The organism is Paraburkholderia sp. J76 (assembly GCF_905220295.1).
Classification (GTDB): Bacteria; Pseudomonadota; Gammaproteobacteria; order Burkholderiales; family Burkholderiaceae; genus Paraburkholderia.
Genome location: NZ_CAJMZJ010000027.1, coordinates 1 through 18,945, shown reverse-complemented (window position 1 = coordinate 18,945; position 18,945 = coordinate 1). Strand labels below are relative to the sequence as shown.

16 protein-coding genes and 2 pseudogenes are annotated in these 18,945 nt (G+C 64.7%); 15 read left to right on the top strand and 3 right to left on the bottom strand.

Annotation, left to right across the window (positions count from 1 at the left end; all coding sequences use genetic code 11):
- The first annotated feature begins 98 nt into the window (after nt 1-98).
- Nucleotides 99-1,109: a type I glyceraldehyde-3-phosphate dehydrogenase gene (gene gap / locus U5768_RS31145; protein ID WP_322034165.1), complete on the top strand. Its 1,011-nt coding sequence runs from the start codon at nt 99-101 to the stop codon at nt 1,107-1,109.
- A gap of 61 nt (nt 1,110-1,170) precedes the next feature.
- Here gap and U5768_RS31140 read toward each other — a convergent pair whose 3' ends face one another.
- Entirely contained in the window at nt 1,171-1,896 is a 726-nt protein-coding gene (locus U5768_RS31140; RefSeq protein WP_322034164.1) for a FadR/GntR family transcriptional regulator, read from the bottom strand.
- A gap of 309 nt (nt 1,897-2,205) precedes the next feature.
- On the opposite strand from U5768_RS31140, the gene U5768_RS31135 reads away from it, so the two are divergent.
- The 3 genes from U5768_RS31135 to U5768_RS31125 all read left to right on the top strand — a co-directional run bounded on the left by U5768_RS31135 (nt 2,206) and on the right by U5768_RS31125 (nt 5,168).
- Nucleotides 2,206-3,549, top strand: coding sequence for a C4-dicarboxylate transporter DctA (locus U5768_RS31135; RefSeq protein WP_322034163.1), 1,344 nt, complete (start codon nt 2,206-2,208; stop codon nt 3,547-3,549).
- 67 nt (nt 3,550-3,616) lie between these two features.
- A complete protein-coding gene (alc, locus tag U5768_RS31130) occupies nt 3,617-4,642 on the top strand; it encodes an allantoicase (protein WP_322034162.1) in 1,026 nt (341 codons plus the stop codon).
- Between the two features lie 13 nt (nt 4,643-4,655).
- A complete protein-coding gene (locus U5768_RS31125; RefSeq protein ID WP_322034161.1) occupies nt 4,656-5,168 on the top strand; it encodes an ureidoglycolate lyase in 513 nt (170 codons plus the stop codon).
- 100 nt (nt 5,169-5,268) lie between these two features.
- Here the strand turns inward: U5768_RS31125 and fur are convergent, their stop codons facing one another.
- The gene (gene fur, locus U5768_RS31120; protein WP_065065157.1) at nt 5,269-5,697 is read right to left on the bottom strand and encodes a ferric iron uptake transcriptional regulator; all 429 of its coding nucleotides are present in this window, start codon (nt 5,695-5,697) and stop codon (nt 5,269-5,271) included.
- 136 nt (nt 5,698-5,833) lie between these two features.
- On the opposite strand from fur, the gene U5768_RS31115 reads away from it, so the two are divergent.
- The 9 genes from U5768_RS31115 to U5768_RS31075 all read left to right on the top strand — a co-directional run bounded on the left by U5768_RS31115 (nt 5,834) and on the right by U5768_RS31075 (nt 15,610).
- Entirely contained in the window at nt 5,834-6,772 is a 939-nt protein-coding gene (locus tag U5768_RS31115) for an outer membrane protein assembly factor BamE (RefSeq protein WP_322034160.1), read from the top strand.
- 190 nt (nt 6,773-6,962) lie between these two features.
- The gene (gene dapB / locus U5768_RS31110) at nt 6,963-7,760 is read left to right on the top strand and encodes a 4-hydroxy-tetrahydrodipicolinate reductase (RefSeq protein ID WP_322034159.1); all 798 of its coding nucleotides are present in this window, start codon (nt 6,963-6,965) and stop codon (nt 7,758-7,760) included.
- Nucleotides 7,761-7,813: 53 nt separating this feature from the next.
- Nucleotides 7,814-8,542 (top strand): MotA/TolQ/ExbB proton channel family protein, encoded by a 729-nt coding sequence (locus U5768_RS31105; protein WP_322034158.1) that lies wholly within the window; start codon nt 7,814-7,816, stop codon nt 8,540-8,542.
- A gap of 12 nt (nt 8,543-8,554) precedes the next feature.
- Nucleotides 8,555-8,986 carry a biopolymer transporter ExbD gene (locus U5768_RS31100; RefSeq protein WP_322034157.1) on the top strand — a complete coding sequence of 144 codons (432 nt, stop codon included), beginning with the start codon at nt 8,555-8,557 and terminating at the stop codon, nt 8,984-8,986.
- Between the two features lie 153 nt (nt 8,987-9,139).
- Entirely contained in the window at nt 9,140-11,734 is a 2,595-nt protein-coding gene (gene leuS / locus U5768_RS31095; RefSeq protein WP_322034156.1) for a leucine--tRNA ligase, read from the top strand.
- Between the two features lie 76 nt (nt 11,735-11,810).
- The gene (gene lptE, locus U5768_RS31090; protein ID WP_322034155.1) at nt 11,811-12,374 is read left to right on the top strand and encodes an LPS assembly lipoprotein LptE; all 564 of its coding nucleotides are present in this window, start codon (nt 11,811-11,813) and stop codon (nt 12,372-12,374) included.
- Between the two features lie 54 nt (nt 12,375-12,428).
- The gene (gene holA, locus U5768_RS31085; RefSeq protein WP_322034154.1) at nt 12,429-13,625 is read left to right on the top strand and encodes a DNA polymerase III subunit delta; all 1,197 of its coding nucleotides are present in this window, start codon (nt 12,429-12,431) and stop codon (nt 13,623-13,625) included.
- 220 nt (nt 13,626-13,845) lie between these two features.
- Nucleotides 13,846-15,117, top strand: a complete 1,272-nt coding sequence (locus tag U5768_RS31080; RefSeq protein ID WP_322034153.1) for a glutamate-5-semialdehyde dehydrogenase — start codon at nt 13,846-13,848, stop codon at nt 15,115-15,117.
- A gap of 70 nt (nt 15,118-15,187) precedes the next feature.
- The gene (locus U5768_RS31075; RefSeq protein WP_322034152.1) at nt 15,188-15,610 is read left to right on the top strand and encodes a CopD family protein; all 423 of its coding nucleotides are present in this window, start codon (nt 15,188-15,190) and stop codon (nt 15,608-15,610) included.
- Nucleotides 15,611-15,643: 33 nt separating this feature from the next.
- Here U5768_RS31075 and U5768_RS31070 read toward each other — a convergent pair whose 3' ends face one another.
- Nucleotides 15,644-16,093: a nuclear transport factor 2 family protein gene (locus U5768_RS31070; protein WP_322034151.1), complete on the bottom strand. Its 450-nt coding sequence runs from the start codon at nt 16,091-16,093 to the stop codon at nt 15,644-15,646.
- A gap of 802 nt (nt 16,094-16,895) precedes the next feature.
- Between U5768_RS31070 and U5768_RS32015 the strand changes: the two are divergent.
- Both U5768_RS32015 and U5768_RS31065 read left to right on the top strand, forming a co-directional pair.
- Nucleotides 16,896-17,030, top strand: a pseudogene (locus U5768_RS32015) (ESPR domain-containing protein); the annotation flags it as partial.
- A 327-nt stretch (nt 17,031-17,357) separates the two neighbouring features.
- Nucleotides 17,358-18,945 (top strand): annotated as a pseudogene (locus tag U5768_RS31065) (hypothetical protein); the annotation flags it as partial.

Here is an 18,945-nt window from a genome sequence, read left to right as displayed (position 1 = left end):
GGGCCCGCTGCCTTGAGCGCACCGCCTGGCCGCCCCGCCCGGCGTTGTCGCCAGCGCAGCACCGGTTTCAGAATTTTTCAGCCCTCAGGAGATAAACCATGACCATTCGCGTCGCTATCAACGGCTACGGCCGCATCGGCCGTAACACGCTTCGCGCGTTCTACGAGAACGGCAAGAAGCACGACATCCAGATCGTTGCGATCAACGACCTGGGTGACGCGAAGACCAACGCGCATCTGACGCAATACGACACGGCACACGGCAAGTTCCCCGGTGAAGTGAAGGTGGACGGCGACTATCTCGTCGTCAACGGCGACCGTATCCGCGTGCTGGCCAACCGCAACCCGGCCGAACTGCCGTGGGGCGAGCTGGGCGTCGACGTCGTGATGGAATGCACGGGCTTCTTCACGACCAAGGAAAAGGCGAGCGCGCACATCAAGGGCGGCGCGAAGAAGGTCATCATCTCGGCGCCGGGCGGCAAGGACGTCGACGCGACCATCGTCTACGGCGTGAACCACAACGTGCTGAAGGCGTCGGACACGGTCATCTCGAACGCATCGTGCACGACCAACTGCCTGGCGCCGCTCGTCAAGCCGCTGAACGACAAGATCGGCCTCGAAACCGGCCTGATGACGACGATCCATGCGTACACGAACGATCAGGTCCTGACCGACGTGTACCACGAAGACCTGCGCCGCGCGCGCTCGGCCACGCACAGCCAGATCCCGACGAAAACGGGCGCGGCTTCGGCCGTCGGCCTCGTGCTGCCGGAACTGAACGGCAAGCTGGACGGCTACGCCATTCGCGTGCCGACTATCAATGTGTCGATCGTCGACCTCTCGTTCATCGCCAAGCGCGACACGACGGTCGAAGAAGTCAACGCCATCATGAAGGAAGCTTCGGAAGGCTCGCTCAAGGGCATCCTGGGCTACAACGACGCGCCGCTGGTGTCGATCGACTTCAACCACAACCCGGCATCGTCGACGTTCGACGCCACGCTCACGAAGGTCTCGGGCCGTCTCGTGAAGGTGTCGAGCTGGTACGACAACGAGTGGGGCTTCTCGAACCGCATGCTGGACACGGCTGTGGCGCTCGCGAACGCGAAGTAAGCACGCTCTGCGCTGCATGAGAAACCGCCCGGGAGCGATCCCGGGCGGTTTTTTTTCGTCCTTATTTTTCGACGGCGCCTGGGAAGGCGACGGCCAACGCGGGCGGGGTGGGGAAGTACACGCCGGCGCGCTGCGCCGCATTGGCGATGTGCGCCTCGATCGCCTCTCCAGCCGCTACCGAGTCGCGCGCCTTGAGCGCCGCCACGATCAGGCCGTGTTCGCGATGCGTGGAAAGCACGCGCTCGCGCCGGTAGAACGGCATGCGCTGGCTTTCTTTCATGATGTCGGCGCTGCTGCGCAGGATCGACTCGATCGCCGCGTTGCCGGCGAGATTCACGATGCGCATGTGGAACTCGAAGTCGAGTTGCGCGGCTTCGTCGAGTTCGTCGCAGGCGAGGGCGCTGTGCAGCGCATCGGTATTCGTCTCTAGCCACGCGACGTCGGCGTCGCCGACGGCAAGCGCCGCCATGCGCGCCGCGAAGCCTTCGAGCGCGTAGCGCATCTGGTAGGTGTCGGGCAGCGACGACTGGTCGGCAAAACGCCACGGGTGAGCGTTCGTGGCCTGCGCGCTCGTCACGTACACGCCCTTGCCCGCGCGGATCGACAGCATGCCGAGTGCTTCGAGCGTCGAAAGCGCCTCGCGCAGCGACGCGCGGCTGATCGCCAGTTCCTCGGAAAGCGGCCGCTGCGCGGGCAGCAGGCTGCCGACCGGGTACAAGCCGCCTTCGATCCGTTCGCGGATCGTGGCGATGGCGGCGTCGGTAACGGTGTGCGGAACGTTCTTCATCGATGGGCGCGGGATGTTCGCGTGGTCTGACCGGTATTGTATTCCTGTACGCCTTCCTTGCATGGCGCATTGCGTCAATGCCCTGTACGCCGCCACATAAGGCCTGCGGATCCGGCCCGCAAACTGGTCAGACCGCACAAGGGTAAACACCCCGCTTCCCGATCTTGACTCCGGTATATCGGCTTCCTACTATCCGCCATAACAGTGCTGGTCAGACCAGTCAGAACAGTTGCTTGCTCCCCTTGTTGGCTTTGCATGGAGTGGGACCAGGGCGCTTTGCTCCGGGTCCCATCGATACAGGAGACAGTCGTGACGAAGTTCTTCAATTCGCTGTTTGGCCGCGTCGTGATCGCCCTCGTTCTGGGCATCGTGATCGGGGCGGTGTTTCCCCATTTCGCCCAATCGTTGCGGCCGCTCGGCGACGGCTTTCTCAAGCTCATCAAGATGGTGATCGGCCCCATCGTGTTCTGCGTGGTCGTGAGCGGCATGGCGCACGCGGGCGACCTCAAGAAGGTGGGACGCGTAGGCCTGAAGTCGGTGGTGTACTTCGAGGCGATGACGACTGTCGCGCTCGTGATCGGCGCGGTGCTCGCGTACGTCACGCGTCCGGGCGCGGGCATGAACGTGGATCTGCGTTCGCTCGACGCCGCCTCGCTTGCGACCTATACCGAGCACGCGAAGAGCCTGAAGGACACGGCCGGCTTCCTGCTGAAGATCATTCCCGAGACCGCCTTCGACGCCTTCGCGAAAGGCGACATCCTGCAGATTCTCGTGTTCTCGGTGCTGTTCGGCAGCGCGCTCTCGCTGCTCGGCCCGAAGGCGCAGCGCGTGAACAGTCTGATCGACGAACTCTCGCAGGTGTTCTTCCGCGTGATGGGCTTCATCATCAAGCTCGCGCCGCTTGGCGTGCTCGGCGCCATCGCGTTCACGACCGGCACGTACGGGGTGGCGTCGCTCAAGCAACTCGGGCTGCTCGTGATCGTGTTTTACGCTAGCTGCATCGTGTTCGTCGCGGTCGTGCTCGGCGTCGTCATGCGCCTCGCGGGCTTCAGCGTGTTCAAGCTGATCCGCTACCTGCGCGAAGAACTCTCGATCGTGCTCGGCACCGCTTCGTCCGACGCCGTGCTGCCGCAGATCATGCGCAAGCTCGAATTCATGGGCGTGAAGGATTCCACCGTGGGTCTCGTGATCCCGACGGGCTACTCGTTCAACCTCGACGGCTTTTCGATCTACCTCACGCTCGCCGTGATCTTCATCGCGCAGGCGACCAACACGCCGCTGTCGATGCACGACCTGATCGTCGTGGTGCTGGTTTCGCTCATCACCTCGAAGGGCGCGCACGGCATACCCGGCTCGGCGATCGTCATTCTCGCCGCCACGCTTTCCGCCATTCCCGCGATTCCCGTGCTCGGCCTCGTGCTGATTCTGCCGGTGGACTGGTTCGTCGGCATCGCCCGCGCGCTGACCAACCTGATCGGCAACTGCGTGGCGACGGTGGTGGTCGCGGTGTGGGAGCACGACATCGACCGCGTGCGTGCGAGGCGCGTGCTGAATCGCGACGAAGGTTTCCTTTACGTGCCGGCGGGCGAGAGCGACGCCGATACGGCGCACGGCGAAGACAGCGCGCTCGGCGGCAAGCATGCGCACGCCTGAACCCTGGCCGCGCACGCCGCGCCACTTTTCTTCGAACAACTGATCAATTCAAGCGAACGACACCATCATGGCCATTCCGACCCTCGACCCCGACGCCCCCGCTTTCACGCGCCGCTACATGAACCTTGCGGATCCGCGTCTGGGGGCCCGCGCACTCCACGCGAGCGACGAGTTCTTCGCGCCGAAGGAGCGCATGCTCGAACCGCAGCCCGCGGTCTTCATCCCCGGCAAGTACGACGATCACGGCAAGTGGATGGACGGCTGGGAAACGCGCCGCAAGCGCACGACGGGCCACGACTTTTGCATCGTGCGCCTCGCGCGCCCCGGCGTGATCTGCGGTCTGGACCTCGACACGAGCCATTTCACGGGTAACTTTCCGCCGGCGGCTTCGGTCGAGGCGTGCTATGCGCAGGTGGGCGACGATGAAACGCCGGGAGACAACGCCGACTGGCAGACCATCGTCCCGGCGACGACATTGCAGGGCAATCAGCATCACTACGTCGAGGTGTGCGATACGCGCGCGTTCACGCATTTGCGCGTGAATCTCTTTCCCGATGGCGGTCTCGCTCGCCTGCGGGTGTATGGCCAGCCCAGGCGCGACTGGAGCACGGTCGAGCGCGGCAGCCTCGTCGATCTCGCGGCGATCGAAAACGGCGCGTATCTCGTGGCGGCCAACAACCAGCACTTCGGACTCGCGTCCACGATCCTGATGCCGGGGCGCGGCGCGAACATGGGCGACGGCTGGGAAACGCGCCGCCGCCGCGAGCCGGGCAACGACTGGGCGATCGTGGCGCTGGCGCGGCCCGGCATCATCCGCAAGATCGAAGTCGACACGGCGCACTTCAAGGGCAACTACCCGGACCGCTGCTCGCTTCAGGCGGCGAGCGTGACGGGCGGCACCGACGACTCGCTCGTCACCCAGGCGATGTTCTGGCCGGCGCTGCTGGGCGAGCAGAAGCTCGAAATGGACAAGCAACACGTGTTCGAAAGCGAGAGCGGAATCGCCGCCCTCGGCCCGGTTACCCACGTGCGCTTCAACATCTTCCCGGACGGCGGCGTATCGCGCCTGCGCCTGTGGGGCGAACCTGTCTGAACGAGGAGCCGCGATGCAGATCCTGCACATGGAACCCCTGACGCGCGAAGCGTTCGCGCCTTTCGGCGACGTGATCGAACTCGCTGGCGCGCGCCGCTTTCCGATCAACGGCGGCACGACAGAGCGCTTTCACGATCTCGCCGCCATCGACGTGAACGAGGCGGGCGGCCGGCCCATCGTCAGCGTGTTTCGCGCCCAGCCGCGCGCGTGGCCCGTCGTGATCGCGATGATGGAGCGGCATCCGCTTGGCAGCCAGGCGTTCGTGCCGCTTGGCGACGCGGGCTACGCCGTGGTGGTCGCGCCCGCGGGCGAGTTCGATCCGGCTGGCCTGCGCGCGTTCTGGGCCGGGCGCGGGCAGGGCGTCAATTACGCCAAAGGTGTCTGGCACCATCCGTTGCTCGCCTTCGAGCGGGTGAGCGACTTCGTGGTGATCGACCGCGGCGGTGCGCAGCCGAACTGCGATGAGATCGCGCTCGCGCAGCCCCGGCGGCTCGCGCAAGCGGACACATTGCTCGTGCCAGCCTGAGACGCGCCCGCTGTTTGACGAAGACCGGCTCCCCAAACGAAAACGCCACGGCAGACCTGCCGTGGCGTTTCGTCTTCTGCGGCCAGCAAGCCGCAAGCGGTCAATGCTTGCGGTGCGGGCAGTTTTCCTTCGTGCAGGCGCCGTACAGGGCGAGCGCATGTTCCTGGAGCTTGAAGCCGCGCTCGTTGGCGATCATCTGCTGGCGCTTTTCGATTTCGGGGTCGAAAAATTCTTCAACGATTCCGCAGTCGAGGCACACGAGATGGTCGTGATGGCTGCCTTCGTTTAGCTCGAACACCGCCTTGCCCGATTCGAAGTTGCTGCGCGTGAGCAACCCAGCCTGCTCGAACTGCGTGAGGACCCGGTAGACCGTGGCGAGGCCGATGTCGAGTTCCTCGTTCAGCAGGTTGCGGTAGACGTCTTCGGCGGTGAGGTGACGAACCGGGCTGTGCTGAAAAATCTCCAGGATCTTGAGGCGAGGCAGTGTCGCCTTGAGGCCGATGTTCTTGAGATCGGTTGGATTGGTCATGACAATAAGTCCCTGGAGTACAATGCCAGGTTGTTATGTTAATGCGTTTTTACCATTCCGGGCATTTTCGCCGGAACTTCGAACGATCTTCTACAGAATACGCGCGGCTTCGCGAAAAGCCCGCACGGTGAGGGAAATGATTCCGAAATTCACAACGATCGGCCGGCGCATGCACGGCGGCCGCCTGGCGTGCACCCTGCTGGCTGCGGCCGCGTTCGCGGCGCTCGCCGGCTGTTCCACCTACAACAGCGTGACGCAGAGCATCGCCCAGACCATTACGCCTTACCGCATTACCATCGTGCAAGGCAACTTCGTCTCGGCGGAAGCCGCGGCGCAGATGAAGGTGGGCATGTCCCGGGCCGAGGTCAAGCAGTTGCTCGGCACGCCGCTCCTTACCGACATGTTCCATGCGAACCGCTGGGACTACATCTTCTATTTCAAGCGCGGCTCGACTTCCGTGGTTCAGCAGCGCGACTTCGTGGTGCTGTTCGAAGGCGACCGCGTAGCAAGCTGGTCGGGCGGCGAAGACCTGCCGTCGAACCTCGAACTGCTCGCCGAAATCGACGGCGACCGCAGCGGCAGGAAGCGGGCCGTGGCGGCAGCGCCGGCCTCGGGCGCTTCGGCGCCGGTGGCGGCTGCCGCGGGCACGCCCGACCAGGGTTCGAGCGCGACCGGCCCGACGGTGGGCGACACGGCGCGCACGCCGTCGTCCGAACTCGGCACGGCCACCAATGCGCTGCCGCAGGACGCCAACGCGCAGGCCGCCGCCGCCGCCAACCGCGCCACGGAAGCCGTGCAAACGCCCACCGGCCTCACGCCTTCCGTGCGCGCGGGCAACCCGCAATCGTCGGCGCTGCCGCAGAATGTGGGCACGATGCCGTCGCAGGTGCAGTTGCATCGCCAGCCGCAGCCGCAAATCCAGGGCGTGCCGCAGAGCAACCCGGTCGGTCCGGCAGTCGGCGCGCAGGGCACCGGCGACACCAATACGCCGCCGTCGGGCCCCGCGCGGGATTCGTCGCTCGCCGCGCCGCCCACGGTGCCGGCTTCCGGGGCCGCTGCGACCCCGAGCAACTGATCCGGCTTACCCAGCCGGTAAAACAAGCATGGCGGGGTGCGCGAAGTCGCGCCACGCCTCGATCCGGCGGCCGGGGCGTCACTACCGGCCGCCGCGTTTTTTGGCGGTGGCGCTTCGTGGCGCCGGGGGGCCTGATGGCGCCTGACGGCAACCGCGCGCCGCGGCCAGCGGAACATTGGCAGGAAGACTCATGAAAATCGCAATCGCCGGAGCATCGGGCCGCATGGGCCGCATGCTCATCGAAACCGTTCTGAATTCACCCGACGTCACGCTCTCGGGCGCGCTCGTGCGCAAGGGTTCGGCCGCTGTCGGCCAGGACGCCGGCGCGTTCCTCGGCAAGGACACCGGCGTGCGCATCACCGACGACATCGAGCACGTCTTTGCGCAAAGCGACTGCCTGATCGACTTCACCCGTCCCGAAGGCACGCTCGTGCACCTCGAGGCGGCGCAGCGCCACGGCGTGAAGATGGTGATCGGCACGACCGGCTTCGACGCCCAGCAAAAGGCGCAACTCGGCGCGGCCGCGCAAAAGGTCGGCGTCGTGTTCGCGGCCAACATGAGCGTGGGCGTGAACGTCACGCTCAAGCTGCTCGAATACGCGGCGCGCTTTTTCGAAACCGGCTACGACATCGAGATCATCGAGGCGCATCATCGCCACAAAGTTGACGCGCCCTCGGGCACCGCCCTTGCGATGGGCGAAGCCGTGGCGAAAGCGCTCGGCCGCAATCTCGACGAATGCGCCGTGTATGGCCGCGAAGGCGTGACGGGCGAACGCGACCCCTCGACGATCGGGTTTTCGGCGATTCGCGGCGGCGATATCGTCGGCGATCATACGGTGCTGTTCGCGGGCATCGGCGAGCGCATCGAGATCACGCACAAGTCCTCCAGCCGCCTTTCGTACGCGCAAGGCAGCGTGCGCGCCGCCCGCTTTCTGCAGGACAAGGCCAACGGCCTGTACGATATGCAGGACGTGCTCGGCTTGCGCTGAGCGTTTCCCTTTTGGTCCGGCGTCGGCGCCGGACAGACAGTGAGCGAGGTCCGATGGCAGCGAATTCCGGAGTCATTCACTATCTGCAGTCGGGCGACGCCGTCACCCATGCGGTCGCGTGGGTATTGCTCGCCATGTCGGTCGCGAGCTGGTGCTTTCTCGTCGTGAAAAGCTGGATCCTCCTGCGCGCAAAGCGCCAGGGGCCGCGCGCCGTTGCGCGCTTCTGGCAGGCGCGCACGCTTGCGGACGGCGTGGCCGCGATGCGCGGGCTCGACCGCGAACGCGTGTTCCTGCCGTTGGCGCAGGCGGCGCTCGCCGCCGAGGAAGCCGACGCGCCCGGCATGATGCTCGCGCGCGTGGATCGCGGCGAGCGCGTGCTGCGCGCGCTGCGCGGCGCGCTTCAGGCGTCGCAGCGGCGGCTCGAGTTCGGGCAGGTGCTGCTGGCCTCGGTGGGCAGCACGGCGCCGTTCGTGGGGCTGCTCGGCACGGTTTGGGGCATTTATCATGCGCTCGGCAGCATTGCCGCGAGCGGCCAGGCGATGATCGAGAATGTCGCCGGCCCGGTGGGCGAGGCGCTCATCATGACGGCTTTCGGCCTCGTGGTCGCGATTCCGGCCGTGCTTGCCTATAACGTGCTCGGGCGCCTCGTGCGCCAGCTTTGCGACGATCTCGACGGTTTCGCGCACGATCTGCACGCCTATGCCTGCGCGCCCGAAGGCGCGCCGCTGCGCCGGGAAAGCGCGCAGGGCGCGATGCGCGAAGGCGCGCGCGCCGAGTCGTAGGAGGCCACGCGAATGGCATTCGGCGGACTCGAAAAGAAGCGCGACGCGGCACCGATGTCGGACATCAACATGACGCCGCTCATCGACGTCATGCTCGTGCTGCTCGTCATTTTCATCATCACCGCGCCGCTCTTCACGCACGCGATCCGGCTCGATTTGCCGAAGGTCGCCGCCGAGCCCGCGCAGCAAACGGCGCAGACCGTCACGCTCTCGATCGACGCCGCCGGCAAGCTCTACTGGAACGCGCAGCCCATCACGCTGGAAGACCTGCGCGCGCGCTTCACGGCGGCGGGCAAAGCGCCCGAGTCGCAGCAGCCAGAACTGCAACTGCGCGCCGCGCGCGAGACCCGCTACGACGTGATCGCCCAGGTGATGGGCGCCGCGCAGCAAGCCGGGCTCACGCGCCTTGGCTTCGTGACCGAGCCGCCCGCCGGCGCGCACTGAACGGCGCACTGAGCGTGCGCAAGTCAACGGTATAATCAACGTTTCCTTTAAAACGGGCCCAGCGAAACCGCCGCAATCTGCCGGTATCGTGAACGGCCGGCCCGGTGCATCCGGCACCGAAACCGCCCGTTTCCAGCGTTCACCACCCACACCATGCTCGAAAAATACGTTCCCTCCGACGTCGAATCCGCCGCGCAAGGCGAATGGCGCGCCACCGACGCTTACCGGACGGCCGAGAAGGCCGACAAGCCCAAGTTCTACTGCGTCTCGATGCTGCCGTATCCGTCGGGCAAGCTGCACATGGGCCACGTGCGGAACTACACGATCAACGACGTGATGTACCGTTACCTGCGCATGAACGGCTACAACACGTTGATGCCGATGGGCTGGGACGCGTTCGGCATGCCTGCCGAAAACGCCGCGATGGCCAACAGCGTGCCGCCGGCCAGGTGGACGTACGACAATATCGAGTACATGAAGGGCCAGATGCAGTCGATGGGTCTCGCCATCGACTGGTCGCGTGAAATCGCCACCTGCAAGCCCGACTACTACAAGTGGAACCAGTGGTTCTTCCTGAAGATGCTCGAAAAGGGCATCGCGTACAAGAAGACCGGCACGGTGAACTGGGATCCGGTCGACCAGACCGTGCTCGCCAACGAGCAGGTGATCGACGGGCGCGGCTGGCGCTCGGGCGCGCTCGTGGAAAAGCGCGAAATCCCGATGTACTACCTGCGCATCACGCAGTACGCCGACGAACTGCTCAACGACCTCGACGGCCTCGGCTGGCCCGAGCGCGTGAAGATCATGCAGCAGAACTGGATCGGCAAGAGCTTCGGCGTGAACTTCGGCTTCCCGTACGAGCTGGACGGCGAGAAGAAGCTGCTGCGCGTGTTCACCACGCGCGCCGACACGATCATGGGCGTGACCTTCGCCGCGATTGCCGCCGAGCACCCGCTCGCCACGCGTCTCGCGCAGGGCAAGCCCGAACTGCAGTCGTTCATCGACGAATGCAAGCGCGGCGGCGTGGCGGAAGCCGACGTCGCGACGATGGAAAAGAAGGGCGTGCCCACGGGCTTCACCGTCACGCACCCGATCACGCATGAGCAGGTGCCGGTGTGGATCGGCAACTATGTGCTGATGACCTACGGCGAAGGCGCCGTGATGGGCGTGCCGGGCCACGACGAGCGCGATTTCGCGTTCGCGCAGAAGTACAGCCTGCCGATCAAGCAGGTCATCGCCGTGGAAGGCGAGACGTACTCGCTCGACGGCTGGCAGGAGTGGTACGGCGACAAGGAACGCGCCGTGTGCGTGAACAGCGGCAAGTACGACGGCCTCGCCTACACGGCGGCCGTGGACGCCGTCGCCGCCGACCTCAAGGCGCTCGATCTCGGCGACAAGCAGGTCACGTGGCGCCTGCGCGACTGGGGCATCTCGCGCCAGCGCTACTGGGGCACGCCGATTCCGATCATCCATTGCCCGAGTTGCGGCGACGTGCCGGTGCCGGAAAAGGACCTGCCGGTCGTGCTGCCGGAAGACCTCGTGCCGGACGGCACGGGCAACCCGCTCGCGAAGTCCGAAGCATTCCTGAACTGCAAGTGCCCGACGTGCGGCGCCGACGCGAAGCGCGAAACCGACACGATGGACACGTTCGTCGATTCGTCGTGGTACTTCTACCGCTACGCCGCGCCCGACGCGAAGCAGATGGTCGACGAGCGCACCGACTACTGGATGCCGATGGACCAGTACATCGGCGGCATCGAGCACGCCATTCTTCACCTCTTGTACTCGCGTTTCTGGGCGAAGGTCTCGCGCGACCTCGGTCTCGTGAAATTCGGCGAGCCGGCGAAGAACCTGCTCACGCAAGGCATGGTGCTCAACGAAACGTTCTATCGCGAAGACGCGGCGGGCAAGAAGACCTGGTACAACCCGGCCGACGTGAGCGTGACGCACGACGACAAGGGCCGCCCGATCGGCGCGACGCTCAACAGCGACGGCCAGAGCGTGGTGCTGGGCGGCGTGGAAAAGATGTCGAAGTCGAAGAATAACGGCGTGGACCCGCAGGTGCTGATCGACCAGTACGGCGCGGACACGGCGCGTCTTTTCACGATGTTCGCGGCGCCGCCCGAGCAGCAGCTCGAATGGTCGGGCGCGGGCGTGGAAGGCGCGAGCCGCTTCCTGCGCCGCGTGTGGGCCTTCGGCCAGGCGAACGCCGACGCGATCAAGTCGCGCGCCTCGTTCGACGCGGCGGCGCTCACGGACGTCGAGAAAACGCTGCGCCGCGAAGTCTATGGCGTGCTCAAGCAGGCCGACTTCGACTATCAGCGCCTGCAGTACAACACCGTCGTTTCGGCGGCGATGAAGATGCTCAACGCCATCGACGGCGCGAAGGGTGCGGGCGCCGGCGTGCAGCGCGAAACCTTTGGCGTGCTGCTGCGCGTGCTGTACCCGGTCGTGCCGCACATCGCGTTCGAACTCTGGAAGGCGCTCGGTTACGCCGACGAATACGGCACGCTGCTCGACGCGCCCTGGCCGAAGGTCGACGAAAAGGCGCTGGAACAGGCCGAGATCGAACTCGTGCTGCAGGTGAACGGCAAGGTGCGAGGCGCCGTGACGGTGGCCACGGACGCGCCGAAGGATGCGATCGAAGCGGCTGCACTCGCGCACGAGATGTTCGTCAAATTCGCGGAAGGCCGCGCACCGAAGAAGATCATCGTCGTGCCGGGCCGCCTCGTGAACGTCGTGGTCTAAAGAGCCAATAACGGCCACGCTGGCGGCGCAGCCCTGCGCCGCCACCCAGACACTGTTGCGAACCCAGGGAGTCCATGTGATTCGCAGATCGTTCCTCAGGTTGTTCCCGCTCGCGGCGGCCAGTGCGCTGGCCCTCTCGGCCTGTGGTTTCAAGTTGCGCGGCGAGGAGAACTTCGCTTTCAAGCGCCTCGCCGTCGTCGGCGCGCCGCCGCCGCTCGTCGGGCGTCTCTCGCGTATGGTCGAAGGCGGCAGCGATTCGGTCGTGGTCGACTCGGTGGCCAATGCCGACGCCGTGCTGCGCGTGACCGAAGTGCGCAATTTCAGCACGCTCACGCTCAATTCGCTCGGCGCAGTCGTGGAATATCAGGTCAACTACTCGCTGAACTACGTGCTGACTAAACCGGACGGCACGGTGCTGATCCAGCCGAGCGTGATTGCGCTGAACCGCGCGATGACCTATAGCGATCAGTTCTCGACTGCCAAGACGCAGGAGGCCGATCTGCTGTTCACCGACATGCAGAACGACGCCGTTGACCAGCTCATGCGGCGCCTTGCCGTGCTGAGGACGATCAACCCGACGCCCGATCAGGTCGTGCCGGGGGTCGCGCCGCGCGCACCGCTGCCGCCGCCGCCGCTGTAATGCGCGCTGTGCCCACGCTGTTTTCATTGACTGAGTGATCTTCGACCGAGCGCCATGCAACTGCGACCCGACGCACTCGAACCGCACCTCGCGAAAGGGCTGGCCGGCCTGTACGTCGTCTATGGCGACGAGCACCTGCTTGCCCAGGAGGCGTGCGACCGCGTTCGCGCGGCCGCGCGCGCGGCGGGCTTTACGGACCGCTCGGTGTTTACCGTCGAGCGCGGTTTCGACTGGAGTTCGCTCCTCGGGGCCAGCCAGTCGATGTCGCTCTTCGGCGATCGCCAACTGGTGGAATTGCGCATTCCTTCGGGCAAGCCCGGCAAGGAAGGCGCCGACGCGCTCAAGACGCTCGCCGCTAGCTCGAATCCCGACGTGCTGATGCTAGTCACGCTGCCGCGGCTCGACGCCGCCACGCAAAAGTCCGCGTGGTTCACGGCACTGGCTGAGAGCGGCGTGGCGATCAAGATCGACCCGGTCGAGCGCGCGGCGCTGCCGAACTGGATCGGCCAGCGGCTCGCGCTGCAAGGCCAGCGCGTTGCGCCCGGCGAGGACGGCCGGCGTGCGCTGCAATTCGTGGCGGAGCGTGTGGAAGGCAATCTGCTGGCGGCGCATCAGGAAATCCAGAAGCTCGGGCTGCTGTATCCGCAAGGCGCGCTCGGCTTCGAGCAGATCCACGACGCCGTGCTCAACGTCGCGCGCTACGACGTCTTCAAGCTCAACGAAGCCATGCTGACCGGCGATGTCGGGCGCCTCGCGCGCATGCTCGACGGGCTGCAGGGGGAAGGCGAGGCTTCGGTGCTCGTGCTGTGGGCCGTGGTCGAGGAAATTCGCACGCTGCTGCGTATCAAGCGCGGCGTGGCGGCGGGCAAGCCGCTCGCCATGCTGCTGCGCGAGAACCGCGTGTGGGGGCCGCGCGAGCGGCTCATCGGGCCGGCGCTTGCGCGCCTCAGTGAAGCGGCGCTCGAGCGCGGTCTCGCGCTCGCGGCGCGCCTGGACCGTCAGGTGAAGGGGCTTTCGGGTCAATCGCGCAGTGACTGGCGCAATGCATTGCCGCCCGACGCCTGGGATGGCCTGTTCGAACTGGCGATGAAAGTGGCCGCGCCCCGAGAGGGCGCAGCGCCGGCGCACGGCGCCGCGGCGCCGGGGCGCACGCAGCCGGGCTCCCAGCCACGCAGCCCGGCTGCGGCGGCCGCCGCGGCAGCGGCAGCGGCCCGACCGCGACCCGCAGGGTCGTCGCGCCGACCGGGCTAACGCGCTTCACGTTTGCCCGAACCGGCGCTTCGACGCCTGCTTTTATGGCCGCCGCGCGGCAAGTAGCGCACGGTGCGCCGCCAGGCCAGGTCCAGCAAACCCGGGCGGCTGGCCTTAAAATCGGCCTGAACCACATTGAGCCGTATTGAGCCGCTTTGAATCGAACCGCGCTTGACGCATCCATCCGGCTGCGCTCACGCGCCGCAAGACGAAAGACACCATGGATATCGACCAGTACATGACCGACCTCGGCCGCCGCGCCCGCAAAGCCTCGCGCGCGATGGCACGGGCCTCGACGGCCGCGAAGAATGCGGCGCTCGAAGCGGTGGCCAAGGCCATCGAGCGCGACGCGCAGCAACTGAAGGATGCCAATGCCCGCGATCTCGCACGTGCGAAGGAGAAGGGCAACGATGCGGCCTTCATCGACCGCCTCACGCTCTCTGACAAGGCGCTCAGGACGATGGTCGAAGGCCTGCGCCAGGTAGCGGCGCTCCCCGACCCGATCGGCGAGATCGGCAATCTCAAGTTCCGTCCGAGCGGCATTCAGGTGGGGCAGATGCGCGTACCGCTCGGCGTGATCGGCATCATCTACGAATCGCGGCCGAACGTGACGATCGACGCCGCGGCGTTGTGCCTGAAGTCGGGCAACGCAACGATCCTGCGCGGCGGCTCCGAGGCGCTGGAGTGCAACACGGCGCTCGCGAAGCTGATTGGCGAGGGCCTCGCGGCGGCGGGTCTGCCGCAGGAGGCCGTGCAGGTGGTGGAAACCGCCGATCGCGCCGCGGTGGGCAAGCTCATCACCATGACGGAATTCGTGGACGTGATCGTGCCGCGCGGCGGCAAGAGCCTGATCGAGCGCCTGATGGCCGAGGCGCGCGTGCCGATGATCAAGCACCTGGACGGCATCTGCCACGTGTACGTGGACGACCGGGCCGACCTCGCAAAGGCGCTGACCGTGTGCGACAACGCCAAGACGCACCGCTACGGCACCTGCAACACAATGGAGACGCTGCTCGTGGCGCGCGGTATTGCGCATGAGGTGCTGCCGCCGCTTGGCTGCCTCTATCGGGAAAAGGACGTGGAGCTGCGCGTGGACGCCGCGGCACGCGCCATTCTTGCGGACGCTGGCGTGGGTCCGCTCGTGGACGCCACGGAAGAAGACTGGCGCACCGAGTACCTCGCGCCCGTTCTGGCGGTGAAGGTGGTCGATACGCTCGACGCTGCGATCGAGCACATCAACACGTATGGGTCGCACCATACCGATGCGATCGTGACCGAAGACCACGACCGTGCGATGCGCTTCCTGCGCGAAGTCGATTCGGCGAGCGTGATGGTGAACGCCTCGACGCGGTTCGCAGACGGCTTCGAATTCGGTCTCGGCGCGGAAATCGGCATTTCCAATGACAAGCTGCACGCGCGCGGCCCGGTGGGCCTCGAAGGCCTGACTTCGCTCAAGTACGTCGTGCTCGGACACGGCGAAGGCCGCCAGTAAATCGTTCGGGCGCGGCGGCGCGGTTTGAAGCGCGCCGCCGGACCGCTCCCTCGCCTTCGAGAAGAAAAAAATGTCGATGCTCTGGGTCAAGACGTTTCACATCGTACTGATCGCTTCGTGGTTCGCCGGCCTGTTCTATCTGCCGCGCATTTTCGTGAATCTCGCGATGGAAACGGAGCCCGCGGCCGTCAAGCGCCTGCTTGTCATGGCGCGCAAGCTGTATCGCTTCATGACCATGATCGCCGTGCCCGCGTTGCTGTGCGGGCTATGGTTGTGGCTCGTGGTGGGCATTGGGCGCGGCCAGGGATGGATCCACGCGAAAGTAGGCGTGGTGGTGCTGCTGATCGCCTACCACGCTTACTGCGGACGCCTGCTCAGGACCTTCGAGCGTGGCGAGAATCGCCGCTCGGACAAGTGGTATCGCCTCTTCAACGAACTGCCCGTGCTGGGCATGCTGGCGGCCGTTGCGCTGGCCGTCATCAAGCCCTTCTGATCGCTCTTCCTTCCCTTGCCTCGACGGGCAGCCTCAAATGCTGCCCGTTCCGTTCTGGCGCATGCGCGCCGCAGCCACGCGCCAGCCGTTCTCGCGTTTCACGAACACGTCCGTGAAGCGATATTCGATCGTCCTGTAGCCCGCCGCGGGTGTGTACCGGTTGATGCCGGTCGCAACCGCGACGTTGTCCAGCACCTGCACCCTGACATCCTCAAGCACTTGTGAGCCACCCGACGGCAGCGCCGCGGCAGCCAGCAAGTCGCGCTTGGTGCGGCGCACGTCGCCTGGAAATATCTCCATGAACTTCTCGTCGAGCAGATCGTCGAGCACCGGGCGATCACCGCTGGCAGCCGCCTGCGTCCACTGATGTTCGAGAAACTCGATCTGGAGGCGCTCGGGGATCGGGTTCGGAGCCGACGTGGGCGTGGCCAGAGCGGAAGCGGCGAGAAGACTGGCAATGGGAAGAATCAACATGCGGTACATCACGTTTCCTTGGTGTGACGGTGAAGGCCGATGGCCTGGAGACAAGGAAACGGATGGGCGCGGTAGGTATGGCGGCGGCGCCGAAAACTGGCGCGCGGTTATGCGTTACGGCTTTGATTTGCGTAGAGCCTCAGCCCTGTGTCAGCGTTTCCCGACGTCCAAATTCTATTTGGCTGACGGTGAAGGAGGTATAGGACAAATCTCAAAAGATCGTAGCGGACACTGTTGTGCTGACGCCACAATGATCGCTGCTGCAGATTAATCGAGCTGGCAGCGAGACTTGGGCAATTGGGTCAGCGCAAACGAGTTAAGGCAAAAACGGGGCTTGAGGATACTGACCAAAATTATTGGACGAGAATATCGATGCGCCGATTTTTCTGTAGGAAATTCCTGCTTTGAGATGAGTATTAAATGATTATTTGTGTAGTAAATAGCCGATCGTCGCCATCTAAATTTCTCCTAAGCGTGGGTATTTTTTTGTCTCCTAGAACTTTGAGAAATATCTTGTGTAATCTCAGATTTTTCTCAGCAATCGAGTAGAGAGAACCGTGGACAATTCGCGCTTTGAGAGGCGCCGAGTGCTGCATGCGCCGGTTTTTTTTGTTTAAGAGTTCTCTTATGTCAATTCCAGTTCCTGATTAATAAAGTCGCCAATGTTATGGCATTCGACCCGTTTAATTCTGTCAGTGTTTTCCCACGAAAGCGGATCGGTTCCATTGCGTTGTTGACGTAGTCGGCGCGGATTTTTAAAAAGCGCCGCCTCGTCCGGTGTTTCGTCACTCGTCTTTAATCAGGGCAAAGAATGAACAAGACATACAGATCAGTCTGGAACGAATCCACGGGGACGTGGGTTGCCGTGCAGGAGAATGCGAGGGGGCGTTGTAAAAAGGCCTCGAAAGCGCTCGTGACAGGCGGCGCAGTGGTTGCCGCGGGCGTGGGGCTTCTGGCCTTTGCTCCGTCCGCAATGGCTGGCGTCTATGCGTGTAACTCGAGCAACGGGAACGGCTATGGGACGGGGCTGTGGCCTCAAAATACGAGCGGAACTTATAGTGGTTCGATTGGAAATTGCCAGTCCGGAAATGCAAGTGGCGTGGTGATCGACGAGGCGGCAAACAGCTGGCCGGCAAGCGGCCAGGCTGCGATTTATGTCGGCTCGACGGTTTCGTCTGCAACTGGGACGGTGACACTCGTCGGTCCGTCTGGGATTGCACTGAGTGGCGCAACGACGACCAGTGGCCTGGCGACCTTCAATTCGGGCGCCTACATGTCGGGCACGAAGATTACTTCGCTCGCGAACGGAACGGTGTCTAATGCAAGCATGGATGCGGTGAACGGCTCGCAACTGTACTCCGTGCAGCAGCAGATCACTAATATCGCTGGGTCGATCAATGCGGTCCAGTACGACAGTTCGGCCAAATCGAGCGTGACGCTGGGTGGCAGCGGCACGAGCAGAGTCGTGGCACTGACCAACGTTGCAGCAGCTACCGTGAGCGCGTCGAGCACAGACGCCGTAAACGGCGCGCAACTCTATGGCGTGAACGCGTCGATTACCAACGTCAATAGCGATGTCACGAAAATCCACAACACGTTGACTACGGCGGGTTGGGGCGCGCAGGCGCCGTCGTCGAACCCGGCAGCTTACACGTACGGGGGCTTTGTCACGGACGCCAACGGTAACGTTAGCAATCCGGCCGTCCTTTACGTTCCGAACACCGTTGGCACAGCTAACGCGCACATTGTGCTCGATCCGGGCCAAGGCAACAGCGAGTATTTCGCAAACGGCAATCGCGCAGATGGTCTTCTGCCAAAGGGTACGGTCATCAGCAACGTCGCGAACGGCATTCAGGATACCGACGCGGCGAACGTAGGCCAGGTGTACGACATCATGATGGCGGGCCAGGTCGGATCTTCTGCGCCCCTGTTGATGGGCGCCAGAATGCTGGGTGCGTCGTCGGGCTCGGGTGTGAACACATCGGGGCTGAACACGACCTACAACACGGCTGCGTACTATTCGCAGGTAGCGGGCGTGGGCAACGCGGTCGGTTCGACGCCTCCGTCGGACATGGCGCGCGCCAAGGGTGCCGGCTCGATCGCGATCGGCTCGAGCGCGTACACGTCTGCAACGGCAGGTACGGCCGTCGGCGTGCAGTCCTATACGTCTGCCAGCGATGCCGTGGCCCTGGGTTCGGGTTCCGTGGCAAATCAGGCGAACACGGTATCGGTGGGTAACGACGGTACGAGTTCTTACGTCGCCTATGACGCGAACGGCCAGCCGTACACGCTCCAGAATCAGGCGAATACGCGCCGCATCGTGAACATGGCTGCCGGTCAAAACGACACCGACGCGGTGAACGTCGCGCAGCTCAAGGGCGTGACGAGCGCGCTGGGCGGCGGTGCCGGCGTGAATGCGGCTGACGGCTCGATTCAGGCGCCGACCTACACGGTGGCGGGCGGGACGTATAGCAATGTCGCCGGAGCCCTTTCGGCCCTCAATGGCCAGACCGCCACGCTTTCCGGCAACGCGGTGCTTTACGATACGTCGGCGCATGACAGCGTGACACTGGGCGGCACGGGCGCATCGAAGCAGGTGACGCTCACCAACGTGGCGAACGGCGCGCTCAACGCATCGAGTACCGATGCTGTGAACGGTGCACAGCTCTTCGCGACGAACGAAAACGTCTCGACTCTTTCGGGTGCCGTGACCAACATCGCTGGCAACGTGACCAACTTGTCGGGCGACGTCACGAACCTCGGCAACAAGATCGCAAATGCCGTGCAGTACGACAGCTCGGCGCACGACATGCTGACGCTGGGCGGCACGGATGCATCGAAGCCGGTGACGCTCACCAATG

What these genes read in the sequence shown, in the direction of transcription:
- gap (WP_322034165.1), top strand. Translation starts at nt 99, where the DNA reads ATGACCATTCGCGTCGCTATCAACGGCTACGGCCGCATCGGCCGTAAC.
- U5768_RS31140 (WP_322034164.1), bottom strand. Translation starts at nt 1,896, where the DNA reads ATGAAGAACGTTCCGCACACCGTTACCGACGCCGCCATCGCCACGATC.
- alc (WP_322034162.1), top strand. Translation starts at nt 3,617, where the DNA reads ATGGCCATTCCGACCCTCGACCCCGACGCCCCCGCTTTCACGCGCCGC.
- U5768_RS31125 (WP_322034161.1), top strand. Translation starts at nt 4,656, where the DNA reads ATGCAGATCCTGCACATGGAACCCCTGACGCGCGAAGCGTTCGCGCCT.
- fur (WP_065065157.1), bottom strand. Translation starts at nt 5,697, where the DNA reads ATGACCAATCCAACCGATCTCAAGAACATCGGCCTCAAGGCGACACTG.
- U5768_RS31115 (WP_322034160.1), top strand. Translation starts at nt 5,834, where the DNA reads ATGATTCCGAAATTCACAACGATCGGCCGGCGCATGCACGGCGGCCGC.
- dapB (WP_322034159.1), top strand. Translation starts at nt 6,963, where the DNA reads ATGAAAATCGCAATCGCCGGAGCATCGGGCCGCATGGGCCGCATGCTC.
- U5768_RS31105 (WP_322034158.1), top strand. Translation starts at nt 7,814, where the DNA reads ATGGCAGCGAATTCCGGAGTCATTCACTATCTGCAGTCGGGCGACGCC.
- U5768_RS31100 (WP_322034157.1), top strand. Translation starts at nt 8,555, where the DNA reads ATGGCATTCGGCGGACTCGAAAAGAAGCGCGACGCGGCACCGATGTCG.
- leuS (WP_322034156.1), top strand. Translation starts at nt 9,140, where the DNA reads ATGCTCGAAAAATACGTTCCCTCCGACGTCGAATCCGCCGCGCAAGGC.
- holA (WP_322034154.1), top strand. Translation starts at nt 12,429, where the DNA reads ATGCAACTGCGACCCGACGCACTCGAACCGCACCTCGCGAAAGGGCTG.
- U5768_RS31080 (WP_322034153.1), top strand. Translation starts at nt 13,846, where the DNA reads ATGGATATCGACCAGTACATGACCGACCTCGGCCGCCGCGCCCGCAAA.
- U5768_RS31075 (WP_322034152.1), top strand. Translation starts at nt 15,188, where the DNA reads ATGTCGATGCTCTGGGTCAAGACGTTTCACATCGTACTGATCGCTTCG.
- U5768_RS31070 (WP_322034151.1), bottom strand. Translation starts at nt 16,093, where the DNA reads ATGTACCGCATGTTGATTCTTCCCATTGCCAGTCTTCTCGCCGCTTCC.